Annotated in this window: 18 protein-coding genes; 7 read left to right on the top strand and 11 right to left on the bottom strand. The window is 62.7% G+C overall.

Going from position 1 to position 17,717, the window contains the following annotated elements:
- Together ACUN9V_RS14935 and ACUN9V_RS14930 are read right to left on the bottom strand one after the other, a co-directional pair.
- Positions 1–135, bottom strand: a 135-nt coding sequence (locus tag ACUN9V_RS14935) for a transposase (RefSeq protein ID WP_445511981.1), incomplete at its 3' end; no start/stop codon positions are given.
- Between the two features lie 96 nt (positions 136–231).
- Positions 232–2,424 carry a malate synthase G gene (locus ACUN9V_RS14930; protein ID WP_445511977.1) on the bottom strand — a complete coding sequence of 731 codons (2,193 nt, stop codon included), beginning with the start codon at positions 2,422–2,424 and terminating at the stop codon, positions 232–234.
- Between the two features lie 341 nt (positions 2,425–2,765).
- Here ACUN9V_RS14930 and ACUN9V_RS14925 point away from each other — a divergent pair, with 341 nt between their 5' ends.
- The 3 genes from ACUN9V_RS14925 to ACUN9V_RS14915 all read left to right on the top strand — a co-directional run bounded on the left by ACUN9V_RS14925 (position 2,766) and on the right by ACUN9V_RS14915 (position 5,538).
- Positions 2,766–3,761, top strand: coding sequence for an alpha/beta fold hydrolase (locus ACUN9V_RS14925; protein ID WP_110693371.1), 996 nt, complete (start codon positions 2,766–2,768; stop codon positions 3,759–3,761).
- Complete coding sequence (locus tag ACUN9V_RS14920; RefSeq protein WP_445511976.1) at positions 3,758–4,303, top strand: hypothetical protein; 546 nt, start codon at positions 3,758–3,760, stop codon at positions 4,301–4,303. The genes ACUN9V_RS14925 and ACUN9V_RS14920 overlap by 4 nt, the downstream gene beginning before the upstream one ends.
- A gap of 122 nt (positions 4,304–4,425) precedes the next feature.
- A complete protein-coding gene (locus tag ACUN9V_RS14915) occupies positions 4,426–5,538 on the top strand; it encodes a pyridoxal phosphate-dependent aminotransferase (protein ID WP_445511975.1) in 1,113 nt (370 codons plus the stop codon).
- Between the two features lie 37 nt (positions 5,539–5,575).
- Here the strand turns inward: ACUN9V_RS14915 and ACUN9V_RS14910 are convergent, their stop codons facing one another.
- The gene (locus ACUN9V_RS14910) at positions 5,576–7,096 is read right to left on the bottom strand and encodes a YifB family Mg chelatase-like AAA ATPase (RefSeq protein ID WP_110693374.1); all 1,521 of its coding nucleotides are present in this window, start codon (positions 7,094–7,096) and stop codon (positions 5,576–5,578) included.
- Positions 7,097–7,284: 188 nt separating this feature from the next.
- Positions 7,285–7,611 (bottom strand): accessory factor UbiK family protein, encoded by a 327-nt coding sequence (locus ACUN9V_RS14905; RefSeq protein WP_439287059.1) that lies wholly within the window; start codon positions 7,609–7,611, stop codon positions 7,285–7,287.
- A gap of 311 nt (positions 7,612–7,922) precedes the next feature.
- On the opposite strand from ACUN9V_RS14905, the gene ACUN9V_RS14900 reads away from it, so the two are divergent.
- The 3 genes from ACUN9V_RS14900 (at position 7,923) to glnK (ending at position 10,044) form a co-directional block, all read left to right on the top strand.
- The gene (locus ACUN9V_RS14900; protein ID WP_075560890.1) at positions 7,923–8,261 is read left to right on the top strand and encodes a P-II family nitrogen regulator; all 339 of its coding nucleotides are present in this window, start codon (positions 7,923–7,925) and stop codon (positions 8,259–8,261) included.
- Between the two features lie 25 nt (positions 8,262–8,286).
- Positions 8,287–9,537 carry an ammonium transporter gene (locus tag ACUN9V_RS14895; protein WP_075560891.1) on the top strand — a complete coding sequence of 417 codons (1,251 nt, stop codon included), beginning with the start codon at positions 8,287–8,289 and terminating at the stop codon, positions 9,535–9,537.
- Between the two features lie 168 nt (positions 9,538–9,705).
- Positions 9,706–10,044, top strand: a complete 339-nt coding sequence (gene glnK / locus ACUN9V_RS14890) for a P-II family nitrogen regulator (RefSeq protein ID WP_035476361.1) — start codon at positions 9,706–9,708, stop codon at positions 10,042–10,044.
- A gap of 253 nt (positions 10,045–10,297) precedes the next feature.
- Here the strand turns inward: glnK and ACUN9V_RS14885 are convergent, their stop codons facing one another.
- Positions 10,298–11,074, bottom strand: a complete 777-nt coding sequence (locus ACUN9V_RS14885) for a ferredoxin--NADP reductase (protein ID WP_445511974.1) — start codon at positions 11,072–11,074, stop codon at positions 10,298–10,300.
- A gap of 151 nt (positions 11,075–11,225) precedes the next feature.
- On the opposite strand from ACUN9V_RS14885, the gene ACUN9V_RS14880 reads away from it, so the two are divergent.
- Positions 11,226–12,152, top strand: coding sequence for a LysR family transcriptional regulator (locus tag ACUN9V_RS14880; protein ID WP_075560893.1), 927 nt, complete (start codon positions 11,226–11,228; stop codon positions 12,150–12,152).
- A gap of 24 nt (positions 12,153–12,176) precedes the next feature.
- Here ACUN9V_RS14880 and ACUN9V_RS14875 read toward each other — a convergent pair whose 3' ends face one another.
- The 6 genes from ACUN9V_RS14875 to ACUN9V_RS14850 form a co-directional block, all read right to left on the bottom strand.
- Complete coding sequence (locus ACUN9V_RS14875; protein ID WP_445511973.1) at positions 12,177–12,593, bottom strand: baeRF12 domain-containing protein; 417 nt, start codon at positions 12,591–12,593, stop codon at positions 12,177–12,179.
- A 224-nt stretch (positions 12,594–12,817) separates the two neighbouring features.
- Positions 12,818–13,210: a RidA family protein gene (locus tag ACUN9V_RS14870; RefSeq protein ID WP_075560895.1), complete on the bottom strand. Its 393-nt coding sequence runs from the start codon at positions 13,208–13,210 to the stop codon at positions 12,818–12,820.
- 24 nt (positions 13,211–13,234) lie between these two features.
- On the bottom strand, positions 13,235–14,014 hold the full coding sequence (locus ACUN9V_RS14865; RefSeq protein ID WP_445511972.1) for an amino acid ABC transporter ATP-binding protein: 780 nt from the start codon (positions 14,012–14,014) through the stop codon (positions 13,235–13,237).
- A gap of 64 nt (positions 14,015–14,078) precedes the next feature.
- Positions 14,079–15,191 carry an amino acid ABC transporter permease gene (locus ACUN9V_RS14860; RefSeq protein ID WP_445511971.1) on the bottom strand — a complete coding sequence of 371 codons (1,113 nt, stop codon included), beginning with the start codon at positions 15,189–15,191 and terminating at the stop codon, positions 14,079–14,081.
- 1 nt (position 15,192) lies between these two features.
- A complete protein-coding gene (locus tag ACUN9V_RS14855) occupies positions 15,193–16,383 on the bottom strand; it encodes an amino acid ABC transporter permease (protein WP_075560896.1) in 1,191 nt (396 codons plus the stop codon).
- Positions 16,384–16,468: 85 nt separating this feature from the next.
- Positions 16,469–17,497, bottom strand: coding sequence for an amino acid ABC transporter substrate-binding protein (locus ACUN9V_RS14850; protein ID WP_075560897.1), 1,029 nt, complete (start codon positions 17,495–17,497; stop codon positions 16,469–16,471).
- Positions 17,498–17,717: the final 220 nt, after the last annotated feature.

The raw sequence follows: 17,717 nt of genomic DNA, 5'->3' as shown, positions 1-17,717 counted from the left end.
TCGGTAGGTTTCCAGCCATTGGTGTACGGTGGACTTATCCAGGCCATGCTGGCGAGCGACATCCCTCTGACTGACGTCCTCACGTAAACACTGCTGAACAACCCGCAGCTTGAAGCTCTCGTCGTATTTCGCCATCAAAAACACCCCGAAGGTTGGATGGGTGTCCAACTTTCGGGGTGCAGTTCAGATGTCGCTGGCGTTTTACGTAGCTCGTAGCTCGTAGCTCAGCGCTCAGTGCTTCGTCTTGTCCACGGCGCGCCAGAGATGTAGCAACGGTTCGGTGTAGCCGGAAGGTTGCTCGCGACCCTTGAAGATCAGATCCGAGGCGGCCTGGAAAGCGGTGGAGTCTTCCAGGTGCGAGGTCATCGGCGTATAGCCCGAATCGCCGGCGTTCTGCTCGTCGACCACCTTGGCCATGCGTGTCAGCGTTTCGCGTACCTGGGCTTCATCGACGATACCGTGATGCAGCCAGTTGGCGATGTGCTGGCTGGAGATTCGCAGCGTGGCACGGTCTTCCATCAGCCCGACATTATGGATATCCGGCACCTTGGAGCAACCGACCCCGTGCTCGACCCAGCGCACCACGTAGCCGAGGATGCCCTGGCAGTTATTGTCGAGCTCCTGCTGAATCTCGTCGGCGCCCCAATCGGCCTTGGGATCGACCGGCACGGTCAGCAGATCGTCGAGCAGATCGCTTTCGCCCTGATCTTCCAGGTCGCGCTGGATCGCGGCCACGTCGATCTGGTGATAGTGCAGCGCGTGCAATACCGCCGCGGTCGGTGACGGCACCCAGGCCGTATTGGCGCCAGCCTTGGGATGGCCCACCTTCTGGTCGAGCATCGCCGCCATCAGGTCCGGCATCGCCCACATGCCTTTGCCGATCTGGGCGCGCCCGCGCAGCCCGCAGGCCAGCCCGATCTGCACGTTGCTGCGCTCGTAGGCGCCGATCCACTGGCTGCCCTTCATGTCGCCCTTGCGCAACATCGGCCCCGCGTTCATGGCGGTGTGCATCTCGTCGCCGGTGCGGTCGAGAAAGCCGGTATTGATGAAGGCGACGCGCGAGGACGCCGCTTCGATGCAGGCCTTGAGATTGACGGAGGTTCGGCGCTCCTCGTCCATGATCCCCATCTTGAGGGTATCCGCCGGCAGCCCCAGCAGCTGTTCGACGCGCCCGAACAGCTCGTCGGCGAACGCCACTTCCTGCGGGCCATGCATCTTGGGTTTGACGATGTAGAGCGACCCGGCGCGCGAATTGCCCAGAGAGGTTTCAGCATCGCGCTTCAGATCGTGGATGCCGATCAGCGAGGTCATCACCGCATCCAGCACGCCCTCGGGGATTTCGTTGCCGTCGCCGTCGAGAATGGCCGGCGTCGTCATCAGATGACCGACGTTACGCACGAACATCAGCGAGCGGCCCGGCAACGTCAGCGAGCTGCCGTCCGGCAGGGTGTAGTCGCGATCCGGATTGAGCCGCCGGGTCACGGTTTTGCCGCCTTTGTCGAAGCGCTCCTCGAGATCGCCTTTCATCAGCCCGAGCCAGTTGCGATAGACCAGCGTCTTGTCGTCGGCGTCGACCGCGGCGATGGAGTCCTCGCAGTCCATGATCGTGGTGATTGCCGCTTCGACCAGCAGATCCTTGACGTGGGCCGGATCGGTCTTGCCGATCGGGTGTCCGGCATCGATCTGGATCTCGAGATGCAGACCGTGGTTGGAGAGCAGAATGGCGTCCGGCGAGGCGGCATCGCCCTGAAAGCCGACGAACTGGCCGGGATTCTTCAGCCCGGTATCGCGCCCGCCTTCCAGCTTCACCGTCAGATGGCCGTCGCGAATCGCATAGCCGATCGCATCGCGATGCGTGCCGGTCGCCAGCGGCGCGGCCATGTCGAGCACGTTGCGAGCGTAGGCGATCACCTTGGCACCGCGTTCGGGGTTGTAGCCGCTGCCCTTTTCGGCGCCGTCCTCTTCCTTGATCACGTCGGTGCCGTAGAGGGCGTCGTAAAGACTGCCCCAGCGGGCGTTGGCGGCATTCAGCGCATAGCGGGCGTTGTTGACCGGCACCACCAGCTGAGGGCCGGCCTGACGCGCGATCTCGGCATCCACGTTGGTGGTGGTGGCCTCGACGCTCGCCGGCGCATCGACCAGATAGCCGATCTTCTTGAGGAAGGCGCGATAGGCCGCCATGTCCTCGATCTTGCCCGGATTGGCCTGGTGCCACTCATCGAGCTTGGCCTGGAGACGATCACGCTCGGCCAGCAGCTCCCGATTGCGGGGCGCGAGATCGTGCACCAGCGCATCGAAGCCGGTCCAGAACGCCTCGGCCTCGATACCGGTGCCCGGCAAGGCTTCATCGACGATGAAGCGCTCGAGCACGGTGGCTACCTGCAGACGATGATGCGTGCTACGTTTTGTCTTGTCGGTTGTCATGTCAGTCTCCAGATCGATGAGCGATCAGGTCACGACAGCAGCATCGGCACCTCGTTCCGGCCGTCATTTCAACGTACCAGCCTTTCGCCGTGCCATCCTGTTCTCGCCGCCGTGTCCGAAATTCATTTATGGAAAATATTTCCATAAAACTGTTCCCCGATAATAATCAGCCTGACGCGAATTGTCTTCCTCGACCTTCGTCACCCCCGCCGGCTTCATCACTCCCCGCCAGCTTCGTCATCTCCCGCCAGTTCCCGTAACGATCTCCGAGCCTCATCTGCGTCATGTCATGGTCTCGGCCGCGCACGACGAGTAGCATGGTCGAACCAGGAGACACATGCATGCTCGACTTTTCACGACTCAAGGCTATCGGCCCCTTCCGGCACATCGAAACCCCCACCGATTCGCCACTCGCTGGCTATCTCGATCATTACCGGCTGATGCCACTGCTGAGTGCCAACGACAATCTGCAACTTCACGCCGGCTTTCTGCAGGCCGAGGGCGAGCAGGGCCGGACCTTCGACCTGTGGACTCAGGTGTGGGCCCCGCCCGCTCCCCGCGGGACGATCTTCGTGGTGCATGGCTATTTCGACCACCTGGGGCTCTACGGCCACCTGCTGGAGCGTCTGCTGGCGCTCGGCTGGCAGGTCGTGATGTGGGACCTGCCCGGCCACGGGCTTTCCAGCGGCGCTCGCGCCACCATCGATGACTTTACCGACTACGTGAAGTGCTTCAACAGCGTCGAGCGCCAGATCGCCGAGCGACACCTGGCGCCGGGGCCATGGCTGGCGATCGGCCAGAGCACGGGGGCTTCGATCGTCGCTACCGACGCCCTGGCGCGCGGCGAGCAGGCGCCGTGGCAAGGGCTGGTGTTGCTGGCGCCGCTGGTTCGGCCCTGGGGCTGGAACCAGTCGCGCTGGCTACACCGTATCGCCAGTCCGTTCGTGGATACCATTCCCCGAAAGTATCGCGCCAACACCACCAATCTCGACTTTGCCGACTTTTTACGCCTTCACGATCCGCTGCAGGACGATCACCTGGCGCTGACCTGGGTCACCGCGATGCGCCGCTGGATGCCGACGCTGCTGAAGCGCCCGCCCAGCGAGCTGCCGGTGCTGATTCTGCAGGGAGAGCAGGATCTTACCGTGGATTGGAGCTGGAACCTCAAGGCGCTACGACGCAAGTTTCCGCGCGCTCAAGTGGTGCGTCATCCCCAAGCCCGTCACCACCTGGTCAACGAAGCGGAGCCGATTCGCCGCGTCCTGTTCGAGGCGCTCGACGATTTTCTGACCCGCTTCGCCGCCGCGCATCCACCCGATTCTGTGACAGCGCCATGAGGTCATGGATCACCCCTTCGGGGCTTGTCCGCCCGATGCTCACCCGACTGGCGCTGGCCGGTCTGGTGCTCATCCTTTTGAGCGGCTGCGCCGGCTTCGGCGAGCCCGCCCCGGGTAACCGGGAGACGCGAGCGCTGCGGGGCCTGGCGGACGGCGCGGCCAGAGGATTGCTCGAGGCCCCGCCCTGGGATGCCGAGAACGCCTCGGCCGTGACGATTCTGCTGCGTCCAGCGGAGGTCGACGCCACTCTGCCGATCTCCCCCGAGGCGCTCAACGAAGCGTTGGCGCGGGGATTGCTGAGTCAGGAGAAGGCCCCTCACGTACTCGATTGGGCTCCCGCGTCGATGTCGCGGAGCACCAGCGAACAGTGGCTGCTCCAGGCTCGACTGAGCGCCGAAGCACCGCCGCTGCGGCTGAGCGACCGCATTCTGCAGCCCTATCATCTGCAGTTCGATCTGTCCCGACCGGGGGACGAACAATCCCACTGGCGGTGGCAGGCCCGCGGCGCGGTGGATCTCGACGCCCTGCCAGCCGGGTCCTGATCGGCACCGTAAAGACGCCGACGATCGTTCGCTGGCATCGACCTTTATCCTCGACTCTTCTCGATGACTATCGTCAATTGCTATCTTCCGTCGCAACCGTTATCGCCATGACTGAGATGCCCATGTCCCGCTTTGCCCGCCACCTCGTCAATCAGGACGGCCCCCATAATCCGTTCCCCGGTCTGCAGGCGCTGGAGCGACGCCTGGGCCATTCACTCCCTCATCGCATCGGCTCCAACGAGGGGCTGGACATGCCCCACCGGGCGCTGACCGCACGGTTTGGCAGTGAAGTGGCCGATCTTGCCCGCACCTACGGCGACGCCGAGGCGTGGCAGGTTCGCCAGCTGCTGGTCGAAAGCCTGGAGCTGCCAATGGACGCGCTGCTGGTGGATGCGGGCGCGGACAGCCTGATGGCGCTGGCGCTGCGGGCGCTGTGCGAAGCGGGCGACACGGTCATCACCAGCGCCGGTACCTACCCGACCTGGAGCTATTTCGTGCGCGGCCAAGGCTGTCGTCAGGTCGAAGTGGCGTACGCCTGCGGCCCGGGATATCTGGCGCCGGATCTCGAGGCGCTGGCGGCCGCGGCGACCCGCGAGCGGGCCCGGGTCGTCTATCTCGCCAATCCTGACAATCCGAGCGGCCATCTTCACAGCGATGCCGACGTCGTGGCGCTGCGGGATCGTCTGCCGGAAGACTGCACCCTGGTCCTCGACGAGGCCTACCATGATTTTCGTGGCGATGCGTGGTCGCCGGCCGCCAACGCCGCCTGGCCCGGGGTGATCCGGCTGCGCACCTTCTCCAAGGCCCACGGACTCGCCGGCCTGCGCGTGGGCTACGCCATTGCCACGCCGGAAACCCACGCCATGCTGTCGAAGGTGAGGATTCACTACGCGGTTTCCTCGCTGGCGCTGACCGCCGCAGAGACCGTGCTAGCCCATCCCGACGAAACCCGCGAACACGTGGCGGCAGTGGTCGATCGACGCGAGGCGCTGAGTCATTGGTTGCGGAACCACGGGGCCGAGGTACTGCCCAGTACCACCAACTTCGTCACCCTGATGTTGGAGGACGCCGAGCAGGCCGCTGCGATTCATCGAAACCTGCTGGCAGAAGGCACGCTGATTCACCGCCCGGCGCATCCGGCATTGGGCCACGTGCTGCGGATCAGTGCACTCGACGACGCGCTGGTGCCGGGGCGTCTGGAGACGCTGGCCGCGGCGCTGCGAGCCGAGAGCTGAGGACCGAGAGCCGAGAGCTGATCGCCGTTTTCTGACGTCAGGCGCGCATGGGGTCGCTGGCGTTCAGCATCCGGTCGAGCTGGCGATAGCCGATCGCTTCCATCAGCTGCGCCTTGCCGACCCGCGCCTCGCCGCTCAGATCGGCCAGAGTCAGCGCCACTCGCAGCACGCGGTGATAGGCGCGCGCCGAGAGATTGAGCCGGTCCAGCACGCTGGCGAACCATTGGCGCTCGTCCGTCGTTAACGCACACGCCGCCTCCAGCTCGGGCCCCGGCAGGCGGGCGTTGAGCCAGCCTCGCGCCTGCTGGCGCCGGCGGGCGGCCAGCACCCGTTCCAGCACACTGGCGGATGACTCCCCCGGCGTCTGGTCGGTCAACTGGGTGGCGGGTAGCGCCGGCACCTCGACCTGAAGATCGATGCGATCCAGCAGCGGCCCGGACAGCCGCGACTGATAGCGCTGGATCTGCGCGGCGCTGCAGTGGCAACGCTTGCGCGGGTCGCCGAGGTGCCCGCAGGGGCAGGGGTTCATGGCGGCGACGAGCTGGAAGCGGGCCGGAAAGCGGCGCTGATGATTGGCCCGGGAGACCAGAATCTGCGCCGACTCCATCGGCTCCCTCAGCACCTCCAGCACGTGGCGGTCGAACTCGGGGAGTTCATCCAGAAACAGCACGCCCTGGTGCGCCAGCGATATCTCGCCGGGGCGCGGGCGCGAACCCCCGCCCACCAGCGCCACGCTGCTCGACGTATGGTGCGGGTTACGAAACGGTCGCTGGCCCCAACGCTCCAGAATCGGCAGCCCGCAGACCGAGCGCACGGCGGCGACCTCGAGCGATTCGTCCTGGGTCAGCGGTGGCAGAATACCGGCCAGACGGCTCGCCAGCATGGTCTTGCCGGTGCCAGGCGGTCCCGCCAGCAGCAGGTTGTGACCGCCGGCGGCGGCGACTTCCAGTGCCCGGCGCGCCTGGTGCTGGCCTTTGACATCCGCCATGTCCGGCGGTGCCACGCGCGACTGATGGGGCGCCTCAAATTGGTGCACCGGGAGTTTTTCCCGACCCAGCAGATGCCCCACCACCTGCAGGATATGCCCCGCCGCGAACACCTCCACGCCATCGGCCAGCGCCGCTTCGTCGGCATTGGCGAGCGGAACGATCAGCCCCCGCCCGGCCCGGCGCGCCGCCAAGGCCGTGGGCAGTACGCCCGTGACCGGGCGCAGCGAGCCATCCAGGGCCAGTTCGCCGACGATTTCGAGGGTCGCTGCAGATTCCACCGGCACCTGGCCGGACGCCATCAGGATGCCCAGGGCGATCGGCAGATCGAAACGCCCGCCGTCCTTGGGAAGATCGGCGGGCGCCAGATTGAGCGTGATGCGACGTGAGGGAAATTCGAAACCCGCGTTGATGAGTGCGCTGCGTACCCGCTCGCGACTCTCCTTGACCGCGGCATCCGGAAGCCCGACCAGCGTCAGCCCCGGTAGACCGTTGCTGAGGTGAACCTCGATCAAGACTTCCGGCGCCTCGAGTCCAAGGCTGGCGCGAGCGCGCACGATGGCAAGGGTCATGTCGTCTCCCAGGTCGGCACCTGGGCGGTCGCCGCAGGCCAAAGAGTCGCCGGGCGGCGCCTCCTCAACCTACACAACTACATATTGTTACGTGTTTTCGCAACCTTTGGTGACCATTGTCGGCCCCGGTAAGCGGTTTCCCGATTGTCCGTCATCCAGCGATGACACATTTTCGTGACCGCGCTCGATCAGGGCTTCTTGCCGTGAGCACTGCCATCCACGTCGTCCGCGGGCGGGGTTACCGGCTCTACCCTGGGCTGCGCCGCCTGCTCGCTCTGCAGGGTATTTTCCAGTGCCGCGACCTGCTCTTCCAGCGCTTCGACGCGCTCACGCGTACGCTGGAGCACTTCCATCATGATGTCGAAGTCCTCTCGCGAAACGATCTCCATGCGCTCGATCGCTCCGCGGAGCACGCCCTGCATGTTGCGCTGGATATCTCCCGGCGCCTGGGACGCACCGTGAAGTTTGTCGCCCAGCTGCTTGGTCAGACGTTCGAATCGATCCTGTGCCGACATGACGTTATCTCCTTGAGGGTCGGATGCCTTGATGGCTTGCCGTTCAGCATACGCAAAGTTGTGCCGTTACGCCTGCGCTCGACCGCCCAGATCCGGCTGCTCACGAAAGGTGCGGCCTCGAAAGAGACGTGCGTTATTTTGGTGCAATTCAGAGTTGCACGATCGGTAGCGGTAACACGAAAAGCCATAAAAATAACGATAGATAGCTGATTTATATATCTTAAACCTCAGATGGCACGCGTCATGCGTATACCCCAAGGGCGCAAGCCGACTCGACTACGGGCCGACTCGACTATGGGAGAGGTAAAGGGATGAAACTCATCACCGCCATTATTAAACCCTTCAAGCTCGACGATGTGCGTGAAGCATTGGCCGATAACGGCGTGCAGGGCATCACCGTCACAGAAGTGAAAGGGTTTGGTCGCCAGAAAGGCCATACCGAGCTTTATCGCGGCGCGGAATACGTCGTCGATTTCCTGCCGAAGGTGAAGGTCGAGGTTGCCGTCGACGACGAGCGCGTCGATGGCGTGCTGGACTCGATTCGCAATGCGGCCAACAGCGGCAAGATCGGCGACGGCAAGCTGTTCGTCACGCCACTCGAAGATGTGATCCGGATTCGAACCGGGGAACGCGGGGCCGACGCCGTTTGACGGCGCGGAACGAGGAGACAAAAGAATGAATGATCAAGTGGTTCAACTTTCCTACGCACTCGACACCTTCTACTTCCTGGTGACGGGCGCTCTGGTGATGTGGATGGCGGCCGGTTTCGCCATGCTCGAGGCGGGGCTGGTCCGTGCCAAGAACACCACCGAGATCCTGACCAAGAACGTGGTTCTCTACGCCATTGCCTGCACCATGTATCTGCTGGTCGGCTATCACATCATGTACTCGAGCGAGAGCGGCGGCTTCTTCCCCAACCTGGGTTTCCTGATCGGTGCGGAACACAGCGTCGACGACGTGATGTCCAGCGGCGGCGATGTCTACTACTCCGCTCGCTCCGACTTCTTCTTCCAGGTCGTATTCGTTGCTACTGCCATGTCGATCGTCTCCGGCGCCGTTGCCGAGCGCATGAAGCTGTGGGCGTTCATGCTCTTCGCCGTCGTCATGACCGGCTTCATCTATCCGGTTCAGGGCTACTGGAAATGGGGCGGCGGGTTCCTCGACGCAGCCGGCTTCCAGGATTTCGCCGGTTCCGGTGTGGTCCACCTGTGTGGCGCGACAGCCGCCTTCGCCGGTGTGCTGCTGCTGGGCGCACGCAAGGGCAAATATGGCAAGAACGGCGCCATCTACGCGATTCCTGGCTCCAACCTGCCGCTGGCAACGCTGGGCACCTTCATCCTGTGGCTGGGCTGGTTCGGTTTCAACGGTGGCTCCGAACTGATGGTCTCCAATGTCGGTGAAGCCAATGCCGTCGCCCAGGTCTTCGTCAATACCAATGCGGCCGCTGCCGGTGGCGTCATCGCCGCGATCATCCTGGCCAAGCTGTGGTTCCGCAAGGCGGACCTGACCATGGCGCTGAACGGCGCGCTGGCTGGCCTCGTGGCCATCACTGCCGAGCCGCTGGCTCCCACCGCCCTTGGCGCGACACTGATCGGCGCCGTCGGCGGCCTGCTGGTGGTCGTCGCGATCGTTACGCTGGACAAGGTCAAGGTCGACGATCCGGTCGGCGCGATCTCGGTTCACGGCGTGGTTGGCATCTGGGGCCTGATCGCGGTGCCCTTCTCCAACGGTGATGCGACGTTCGCTGCGCAGCTGCTGGGAATCGTGACCATCTTCGCCTGGACCTTCATTGCCAGCCTGATCGTGTGGGGCATCATCAAGGCAGTGATGGGTATCCGAGTCTCCGAAGAAGAAGAATATGAAGGCGTCGATATCGCGGAATGCGGTATGGAAGCCTATCCTGAATTCAACGTCGGCAAGAAGTGAGCCGACACACCGAGTGAGCTGGCGTGCTCCCCTGGCCCCCTTCGGGGGGCCTTTTTTAATTCCCGCGATCGGCGGTGTATGCTTAAACTAACAGTCGTATGGCATCCGTAAGGCCACTCCAAGACTTGAGCGCACATCATCCGCCTATCGCATGCGAGGAGAACTTCCATGAAACTGGTTACCGCCATCATCAAACCGTTCAAGCTGGACGACGTGCGTGAGTCTCTATCCGAGATCGGCGTGCAGGGCGTCACCGTGACCGAGGTCAAGGGTTTCGGTCGTCAGAAGGGCCACACCGAGCTCTACCGCGGTGCCGAATACGTGGTCGACTTCCTTCCCAAGATCAAGCTCGAGGTCGCCGTCGACGACTCCATGAGCGACCAGGTGATCGACGCGATCACCAAGGTGGCCAACACCGGCAAGATCGGCGACGGCAAGATCTTCGTCTCGCCGCTGGAGCAGGTCATCCGTATTCGTACCGGCGAGACCGGCAAGGACGCCGTCTAAAGCCGCAAGCCGCAAGCCGCAAGCCGCAAGCCGCAAGCCGCAAGCCGCAAGCCGCAAGCCGCAAGCCGCGAAAATCAGAATGCTGCCCTTGAACGAGAAGATGCCAGCGACGATATCGTCGCTGGCATCTTTCGTTCGGAACTCGAAACCGATTTTTGCTTTTGCTCGTAGCTCGTAGCTCGTAGCTCGTAGCTCGTAGCTCGTAGCTCGTAGCTCGTAGCTCGTAGCTCGTGACTAGGGTTACTTCTCGACCTTACTTTTCAACAAAGGCGCGCTCGATGACGTAGTCACCCGGCTCGCCCATCCGCGGCGAAATGGCGAAGCCCAGCTCGTCGAGCAGGCCGCTGGTCTCCTCGAGCATCGCCGGGCTGCCGCAGATCATCGCCCGATCCTGTTTCGGGTCCAGCGGCGGCAGGCCGGTGTCCTCGAACAGTTTGCCACTGCGAATGTGATCGGTCAGACGCCCCATGGTGTGGAACTCCTCGCGCGTCACCGTCGGGTAGTAGACCAGCTTCTCGTGGATCTCGTCGCCCAGGTACTCGTGCGCCGGCAGCTCCCTGGAGATGAAGTCGGCGTAGGCCAGCTCGCTGACCGAGCGTACGCCGTGAATCAGCACGACCTTCTCGTAGCGCTCGTAGACTTCAGGATCCTGGATCAGACTCATGAAGGGTGCCAGACCCGTGCCGGTGGAGAGCATGTACAGGTTGCGGCCCGGCAGCAGATCGTCACAGACCAGCGTACCCGTCGGCTTGCGGCTGACCATGATCTGGTCGCCGACCTTCAGGTGCTGCAGACGCGATGTCAGCGGGCCGTCCTGCACCTTGATGCTGAAGAACTCGAGATGATCTTCGTAATTGGGGCTGGCGACCGAGTAGGCGCGCACCAGCGGCTTGCCGTCCACTTCCAGGCCGATCATGACGAACTGCCCGTTCTTGAACCGCAGGCTGCGCTCGCGTGTGGTGCGGAAACTGAAAAGCGTGTCGTTCCAGTGATGAACGCTCAACACCTCTTCCAACGCAAACTTGCTCATGATCGGGTCCTTGCGATAACGACGAACGATAATAGCGAAAAGGCATAACCGAGATGCCGAGTAGATGGTCGAACTATAAGAAAAACGCGGTATTCTGTTAAGTGGATTATTTGGATAACCTATATCCACAGAACCGATAAAGGATGCCGGCATGCGCTATACCCTGCGTCAGCTCGAGGTGTTCGTGGCCATCGCTCAGCAGCAGAGCGTGTCTCGCGCCGCCGAGACGCTGTCGATGTCGCAGTCGGCGACGAGCACCGCTCTGTCGGAGCTCGAAAAGCAGTTCGACTGCCAGCTGCTGGATCGGCTCGGCAAGCGTCTCAAGTTGAATGCGCTGGGTTTTCAGCTGCTACCCAAGGCGGTGGCGTTGCTGGATCGGGGCGAGGAGATCGAGGAGCTGCTGCAGGGACAATCCGGCATCGGCTCACTGGAAGTGGGCGCCACGCTGACCATCGGCAACTATCTGGCGACGCTGTTGATCAGCGACTTCATGCAACGCTACCCCGAAAGCCGGGTCAGGCTTCAGGTCCGCAACACCGCGTCCATCGTCGAGCGTATCGCCTTGCACGAGCTGGACCTGGGGCTGATCGAAGGCGACTGCCAGCATGACGATATCGTCATTCAACCGTGGATCGAAGACGACCTCACCGTGTTCTGCTCACCACGCCACCCGCTGGCGAGCGAGGGCAGCGCCGATGTCGAACGGCTACTGCGTGAGGCCTGGATCATGCGCGAGGTAGGTTCCGGGACGCGCCGGACGCTGGAGCACGCCATGCGCCACCGGCGAGGCCGCTTCAACATTCTGCTGGAGCTGGAACATACCGAAGGGATCAAGCGGGCGGTGGAATCCGGCCTCGGCATCGGCTGCGTCTCGCGGCTGGCACTGAGAGACGCCTTTCGCCGCGGCAGTCTGGTGCCGATCGCCACGCCCGAGCTGGATCTGACGCGCCGGTTCGCCTTCATCTGGCACCGCCAGAAGTACCTGACCACCGGAATGCGAGAATTTCTACGGCTGTGCCGGGAGATGACTGCCGGCATTCAACGTAGCGATGAGATCGAGCTGCCGACGGTCCCCTGAAAGAAGGACCGCCGGCTAGCGGAATCAATCGAGCTTGGCGGCGATCTCGTCTTCGCTGGCCTTCGAGAGATCCTTGTCGAGCGTCTGGGTCACGCAATCGAGAGTCGGCTTGTCGAGCTTTTCACGCAGCTGACCCAGAAACTGAGGCGCGGCGATCAGCACGAAGTTGTCGGCCTTGCCCTGGGTTCGCGCGTCGCGCAGGTAGCCGGCGACTTCCTTGGCGAAAGCCATCGCCTGCTTCTCGGAAGTGGCATTGTCGTTGCCGGTCTGGCGCTGGCTAGCCCCGGAGGTGGCCGAACCCTCGCCCCCCGTCCGCAGGTCTCCCGTATGCAGCTGGGACTCCGGGTGCGTCAGCGTCTCGATCTCCTGCAACGATTTCGCCGCTCGTGAGAAGATTCGGGCGCGTGCCGCGTCGGCGACGACGACTAAGGTCTTGTCCATGATCGATTCTCCTGGTCCGTGGATCGTACGCTTCCTAGCGTGGTAGAGATTCGTCCGGCGCTCAACCTTCCCGACGCTCTCTTCCCTCCCCTCTTTCCTCCCCCCGTTCCCTTTTCTTCGCTCCCTTTTCTTCGCTCCCTTTCCTCTGCTCCCTTCCCTCAGGTCCGGAAACGACGACGCCCCGCTGAAGAGCGGGGCGTCGTCGAAACGTGGACAGCCGCCTATCAGGCGGCAGGCGGTATCCAGGCAATCATGTCCACCTCGACATCGGCGCCACCGGCCAGGCCGGTGACACCGATGCAGGTGCGCGTGGGTAACGGGTTCTCGAAGTAGCTGGCGTAGACGCCGTTCACCTCTTCGAAATGCCCCATGTTGGTGATGAAAACCCGACTCTGGACGACATGCTCGAAGCTGCTGCCGACGGCATCCAGCACGATCGCCAGGTTCTGCATCACCCGATGAGTCTGTTCGGTGAACGTCCCCAGCAGCATCTCGTTGGTTTCCGGCACGGTCGGCATCTGACCCGTGATGAAGACGAGATCGCCGACCTTGCAGGCGTGGGAGAACGGCGCGATCGGCTGCGGTGCGCCGTTGACGAAGAGTTTCTCGATACCCATATGTCGCTGCCCTCAGTGACTATTTCAATGCCCGAGAATCTGGCTGAGGAACAGCTGGGTGCGTTCCGAGCGCGGATTGTTGAAGAACTCGGTCGGCGGCGCCTCTTCGATGATCTGGCCCTGATCCATGAAGATCACCCGGTCGGCGACGGTCTTGGCAAAGCCCATCTCGTGGGTGACGCAGAGCATGGTCATGCCTTCGTGGGCCAGTTCGATCATGACGTCGAGCACCTCCTTGATCATTTCCGGATCGAGGGCCGACGTCGGTTCGTCGAACAGCATCACCTCGGGGCGCATGCAGAGCGCCCGGGCGATCGCCACCCGTTGCTGCTGGCCGCCCGAGAGCTGGCCGGGATACTTCAGCGCCTGATCGGCGATCTGGACGCGCTCGAGATACTCCATGGCGGTCTTTTCCGCCTCGACTCTCGGCTTCTTCTGCACCCAGATCTGGGACAGGCAGCAGTTTTCCAGCACGGTCAGGTGCGGAAACAGATTGAAGTGCTGAAAGACCATGCCGACGTTGCGGCGGATCTGCTCGATCCGCTTGACGTCGTTGGTCATCGGCACGCCATTGACCACGATCGAGCCCTGCTGGTGCTCTTCCAGATGATTGATGCAGCGAATCATCGTCGATTTACCCGACCCCGAAGGGCCGCAGATGACGATGCGCTCGCCCTTGGCCACGTTCAGGTTGATGTCGCGCAGCACATGGAAGCTGCCGTACCACTTGTTGAGATGATCGATCTCGATCATCGGGCCGTCGCTGCCGGGCGCGGTAGTTCGAGACGCTGTTGCTTCGCTCATGGCAATGATTTCCTGATGACAATCTTGTTCTGTGAGGTCATGGGTGCGGAGTCGCTCATCGCACTCACCGTTTATGGCCGGTATTCAGACGGCGCTCGATGTACTGGCTGTAGCGGGACATGCTGAAACAGAAGATCCAGAACACGGCGGCCGCGAACACGTAGCCCTCGGTGGAGAAGCCCAGCCAGTTCGAGTCGGTCAGCCCGGCGCGAATGATCGCCAGCAGGTCGAACAGGCCGATGATCAGCACCAGCGAGGTATCCTTGAACAGCGAGATGAAGGTATTGACGATGCCCGGAATGACCATTTTCAGTGCCTGCGGCAGGATGATCAGGCCGGTTCGATGCCAGTAGCTCAACCCCAGCGCCTGCCCGGCCTCGTTCTGACCCTTGCCGATCGCCTGCAGGCCGCTGCGGATGACCTCCGCCATGTAGGCGCTCCAGAAGAACATGATGCCGATCAGCGCGCGCAGCAGCTTGTCGAAGTCCAGATTGCCCGGCACGAACAGCGGCAGCATCACCGAGGCCATGAACAGCACCGTGATCAACGGCACGCCGCGCCAGAACTCGATGAAGATCACGCAGATTCCCTTGACGAAGGGCATCTTCGAGCGCCGTCCCAGCGCCAGGATGATCCCCAGTGGCAGCGACCCCACGATACCCACTACCGCGATCGTCAGGGTCAGCATCAATCCGCCCCAGGCCCGGGTCGGCACGTATTCGAGGCCGAACGAGCCGCCCACCAGCAGGAAGTAGGCAATGATCGGAAAAACGATCAGGGTGAACAGCGCGACCCACTTCTTGCGCGGGGTGCCGGGGATCGCCAGCCAGGCGACCAGAATCGCCAACAGCGCAAAGACGATATCGACCCGCCAGCGCGCCGCTTCGGGATAGAAACCGTAGATGATGGATTCGAAACGGGCGGAAATGAAGACCCAACAGGCGCCGTCACCGGTACAGGCGTCGCGCGTGGTGCCGATCCAGTCGGCATCGATCACCGCCCATTCGAGAAAGGGCCAGACCAGACGGGCGATCAGATAGATCACCACGACCGACACGATGCTGTTGATCGGCCCATTGAACAGATTGGCCCGAAACCAGCCGATCACGCCACGGCTCTGGTTCGGCGCTTCACGCGCTTCGATCATTTCCGTGCGGAAGGTAGAGTCAGTCGTCATGTCAACGCTCCTTCAGCAGCGTGCGCGCGTTATAGAGATTCATCAGGAACGACACCGTCAGACTGATGACCAGATAGACCGCCATGGTCATGGCGATGATCTCGATCGCCTGCCCCGTCTGATTGAGCGTGGTGCCGGCAAATACGGCGACCAGATCCGGGTAGCCAATGGCGGTGGCGAGCGATGAGTTCTTGATCAGGTTGAGATACTGGCTGGTCATCTGCGGAATGATCACGCGCATCGCCTGCGGAATGACGATCTTGCGCAGAGTGATGGCCTCCGGCAGGCTCAGCGAGCGCGCCGCTTCCGTCTGCCCATGCGAGACCGACAGAATGCCCGAACGTACGATCTCGGCGATGAAAGCCGCCGTGTAGATCGACAGTGCCAGCCACAGCGCCAACAGCTCCGGCAGGATGTTGATGCCGCCACGGAAGTTGAAACCGGTCAGTTTCGGCACGACCCATTCGAGCGGCGACCCCGTGGCGAGGAACACGATCAGCGGCACGCCGATGATGAGAGCCGCGCCGATCCAGTAGACCGGCAGCGCCTGACCGGTGCTGGCCTGACGCCGTTTGGCGAACAGTCCGAACAGGATCGCACCGACGACCGCGAGGGCGAGCGCCCATGGCGTGGCGGCGAAACCGTCCAGCGGCTGCGGATCGGGCATCACCATGCCGCGGACGTTGAAGAAGAAGACATCGAACAGCGACAGACTCTGTCGCGGCGATGGCAGCGCCCGCAGCACGGCGTAGTACCAGAACAGGATCTGGACCAGCAGCGGGATGTTGCGGAAAGTCTCGACGTAGATCGTCGCCAGGCGAGCCAACAACCAGTTGGGCGACAGCCGAGCGATACCGACCACGAAACCGATGATGGTGGCGGCCACGATGCCCAGCGCCGACACCAGCAGCGTATTGAGCAGTCCGATGACGAACGTCTTGCCGTAGGTGCTGTCGCTGGTGTACTCGACCAGCGTCTGCGGGATCGCGAAACCGGCCCGCCCTTCCAGAAAGCCGAAACCAGTATGGATACCGCGGGCCTCGAGGTTGAGCAGCGTGTTGTGAACCAGATAACCGATAAAAACCGCCAGAACCAGAAACAGCACGGCCTGGACGATCAGGGCGCGGATGGCAGGATTTCGCCACAAGGGGCCCCGCCCCCGTCGCGGTAGGGTAGTGGATGGACGCAGCATGAGTTGTCTCTACTCGAGCGTTGAGAGGCACCGCGCCCCGGCGCTCAGACCGAAGGGACGCGGTGTCGAGAGGACGGTTTAACGCTTAGCGAACCGGCGGGGCGTACTGGATGCCGCCATCGGTCCACAGCGCGTTGATACCGCGCTCGAGTTCCATTGGCGAGTCCATGCCAACGGTACGCTCGAAGACTTCACCATAGTTGCCGACCATCTTGACGATGTTGTAGGCCCAGTCGTTGCTGATGCCCATCTGGTCGCCAAAAGCGCCATCCTTGCCCAGCAGACGCGCGACGTCGGGGTTCGGCGGGTTGTCGCGCATCTCGTCGACATTGTCGCTGGTTACGCCCAGCTCTTCGGCGTCGAGCATGGCGAACAGCGTCCACTTGACGATGTTGAACCACTGATCGTCGCCCTGACGCACGACCGGGCCCAGCGGCTCCTTGGAGATACGCTCCGGGAGGATCTCGACGCCTTTCGGGTCGGCCAGCTGCAGACGCAGCGCCGCCAGCTGAGACGAGTCGGAAGTCAGCACGTCACACCGGCCGCTGTCGAAACCCTGCGCCGACTGATCGGAGGTATCGAACGCGACCTGCTGGAACTGCATGTCGTGAGACTTGAAGTAGTCGGCCAGGTTGAGCTCGGTCGTCGTACCGGACTGCACGCAGACCGAGGCACCGCCCAGTTCAGTGGCACTCTTGACGCCCAGATCCTTGCGGACCAGGAAGCCCTGACCGTCATAGAAGTTGACGCCGGCGAAGTTCAGACCCAGCGAGTTGTCGCGAGTGGCGGTCCAGGTAGTGTTGCGCGACAGCACGTCGACTTCGCCGGACTGCAGCGCGGTGAAACGCTCCTTGGCCGTCAACGGGGAGAACACGACCTTTTCCGGATCGCCCAGCACGGCGGCGGCAACGGCACGGCAGACTTCGACGTCGATCCCGGTCCACTTGCCGTTCTCATCGGGTGACGAGAAGCCGGTCAGCCCGGTGCTGACGCCGCAGGTGAACTCGCCGCTGCTTTTGACATCATCCAGCGTGGCTGCCTGAACAGAAGTGACGGCGGCCGCGGCTAGCATGGCGGCTGGCAGTACAATCAGGCTTTTATTCTTGTGGCGCATATGGAATCAACTCCCTCGCGTTATCATTTTGAGTGCATGTCGAGACATGCCCAGATGAAATTAGCAAAGTTCGTTCCACTTTCGCGCTGCAGGCAGTAAAACCCTGTTTCAACGCTACCCTAGCGTTGCGGCTGGCTGAACCCGCGGCTTCTGACCGTCCCACGACTCATCGGATAAAGAACAATTTGTTGCAAAACAGTGCTTAAAAGAAACAAAAGCA

The organism is Salinicola sp. V024 (genome assembly GCF_052645315.1).
The sequence above is the reverse complement of the archived record's forward strand: the minus strand, read 5'-3'. Positions and strand labels throughout refer to the sequence as shown.

Coding starts and splice junctions, on each gene's coding strand:
- ACUN9V_RS14900 (WP_075560890.1), top strand. CDS start 7,923: ATGAAACTCATCACCGCCATTATTAAACCCTTCAAGCTCGACGATGTG.
- ACUN9V_RS14870 (WP_075560895.1), bottom strand. CDS start 13,210: ATGGGTATCGAGAAACTCTTCGTCAACGGCGCACCGCAGCCGATCGCG.
- glnK (WP_035476361.1), top strand. CDS start 9,706: ATGAAACTGGTTACCGCCATCATCAAACCGTTCAAGCTGGACGACGTG.
- ACUN9V_RS14910 (WP_110693374.1), bottom strand. CDS start 7,096: ATGACCCTTGCCATCGTGCGCGCTCGCGCCAGCCTTGGACTCGAGGCG.
- ACUN9V_RS14920 (WP_445511976.1), top strand. CDS start 3,758: ATGAGGTCATGGATCACCCCTTCGGGGCTTGTCCGCCCGATGCTCACC.
- ACUN9V_RS14885 (WP_445511974.1), bottom strand. CDS start 11,074: ATGAGCAAGTTTGCGTTGGAAGAGGTGTTGAGCGTTCATCACTGGAAC.
- ACUN9V_RS14930 (WP_445511977.1), bottom strand. CDS start 2,424: ATGACAACCGACAAGACAAAACGTAGCACGCATCATCGTCTGCAGGTA.
- ACUN9V_RS14875 (WP_445511973.1), bottom strand. CDS start 12,593: ATGGACAAGACCTTAGTCGTCGTCGCCGACGCGGCACGCGCCCGAATC.
- ACUN9V_RS14915 (WP_445511975.1), top strand. CDS start 4,426: ATGTCCCGCTTTGCCCGCCACCTCGTCAATCAGGACGGCCCCCATAAT.
- ACUN9V_RS14865 (WP_445511972.1), bottom strand. CDS start 14,014: ATGAGCGAAGCAACAGCGTCTCGAACTACCGCGCCCGGCAGCGACGGC.
- ACUN9V_RS14895 (WP_075560891.1), top strand. CDS start 8,287: ATGAATGATCAAGTGGTTCAACTTTCCTACGCACTCGACACCTTCTAC.
- ACUN9V_RS14855 (WP_075560896.1), bottom strand. CDS start 16,383: ATGCTGCGTCCATCCACTACCCTACCGCGACGGGGGCGGGGCCCCTTG.
- ACUN9V_RS14905 (WP_439287059.1), bottom strand. CDS start 7,611: ATGTCGGCACAGGATCGATTCGAACGTCTGACCAAGCAGCTGGGCGAC.
- ACUN9V_RS14925 (WP_110693371.1), top strand. CDS start 2,766: ATGCTCGACTTTTCACGACTCAAGGCTATCGGCCCCTTCCGGCACATC.
- ACUN9V_RS14850 (WP_075560897.1), bottom strand. CDS start 17,497: ATGCGCCACAAGAATAAAAGCCTGATTGTACTGCCAGCCGCCATGCTA.
- ACUN9V_RS14880 (WP_075560893.1), top strand. CDS start 11,226: ATGCGCTATACCCTGCGTCAGCTCGAGGTGTTCGTGGCCATCGCTCAG.
- ACUN9V_RS14860 (WP_445511971.1), bottom strand. CDS start 15,191: ATGACGACTGACTCTACCTTCCGCACGGAAATGATCGAAGCGCGTGAA.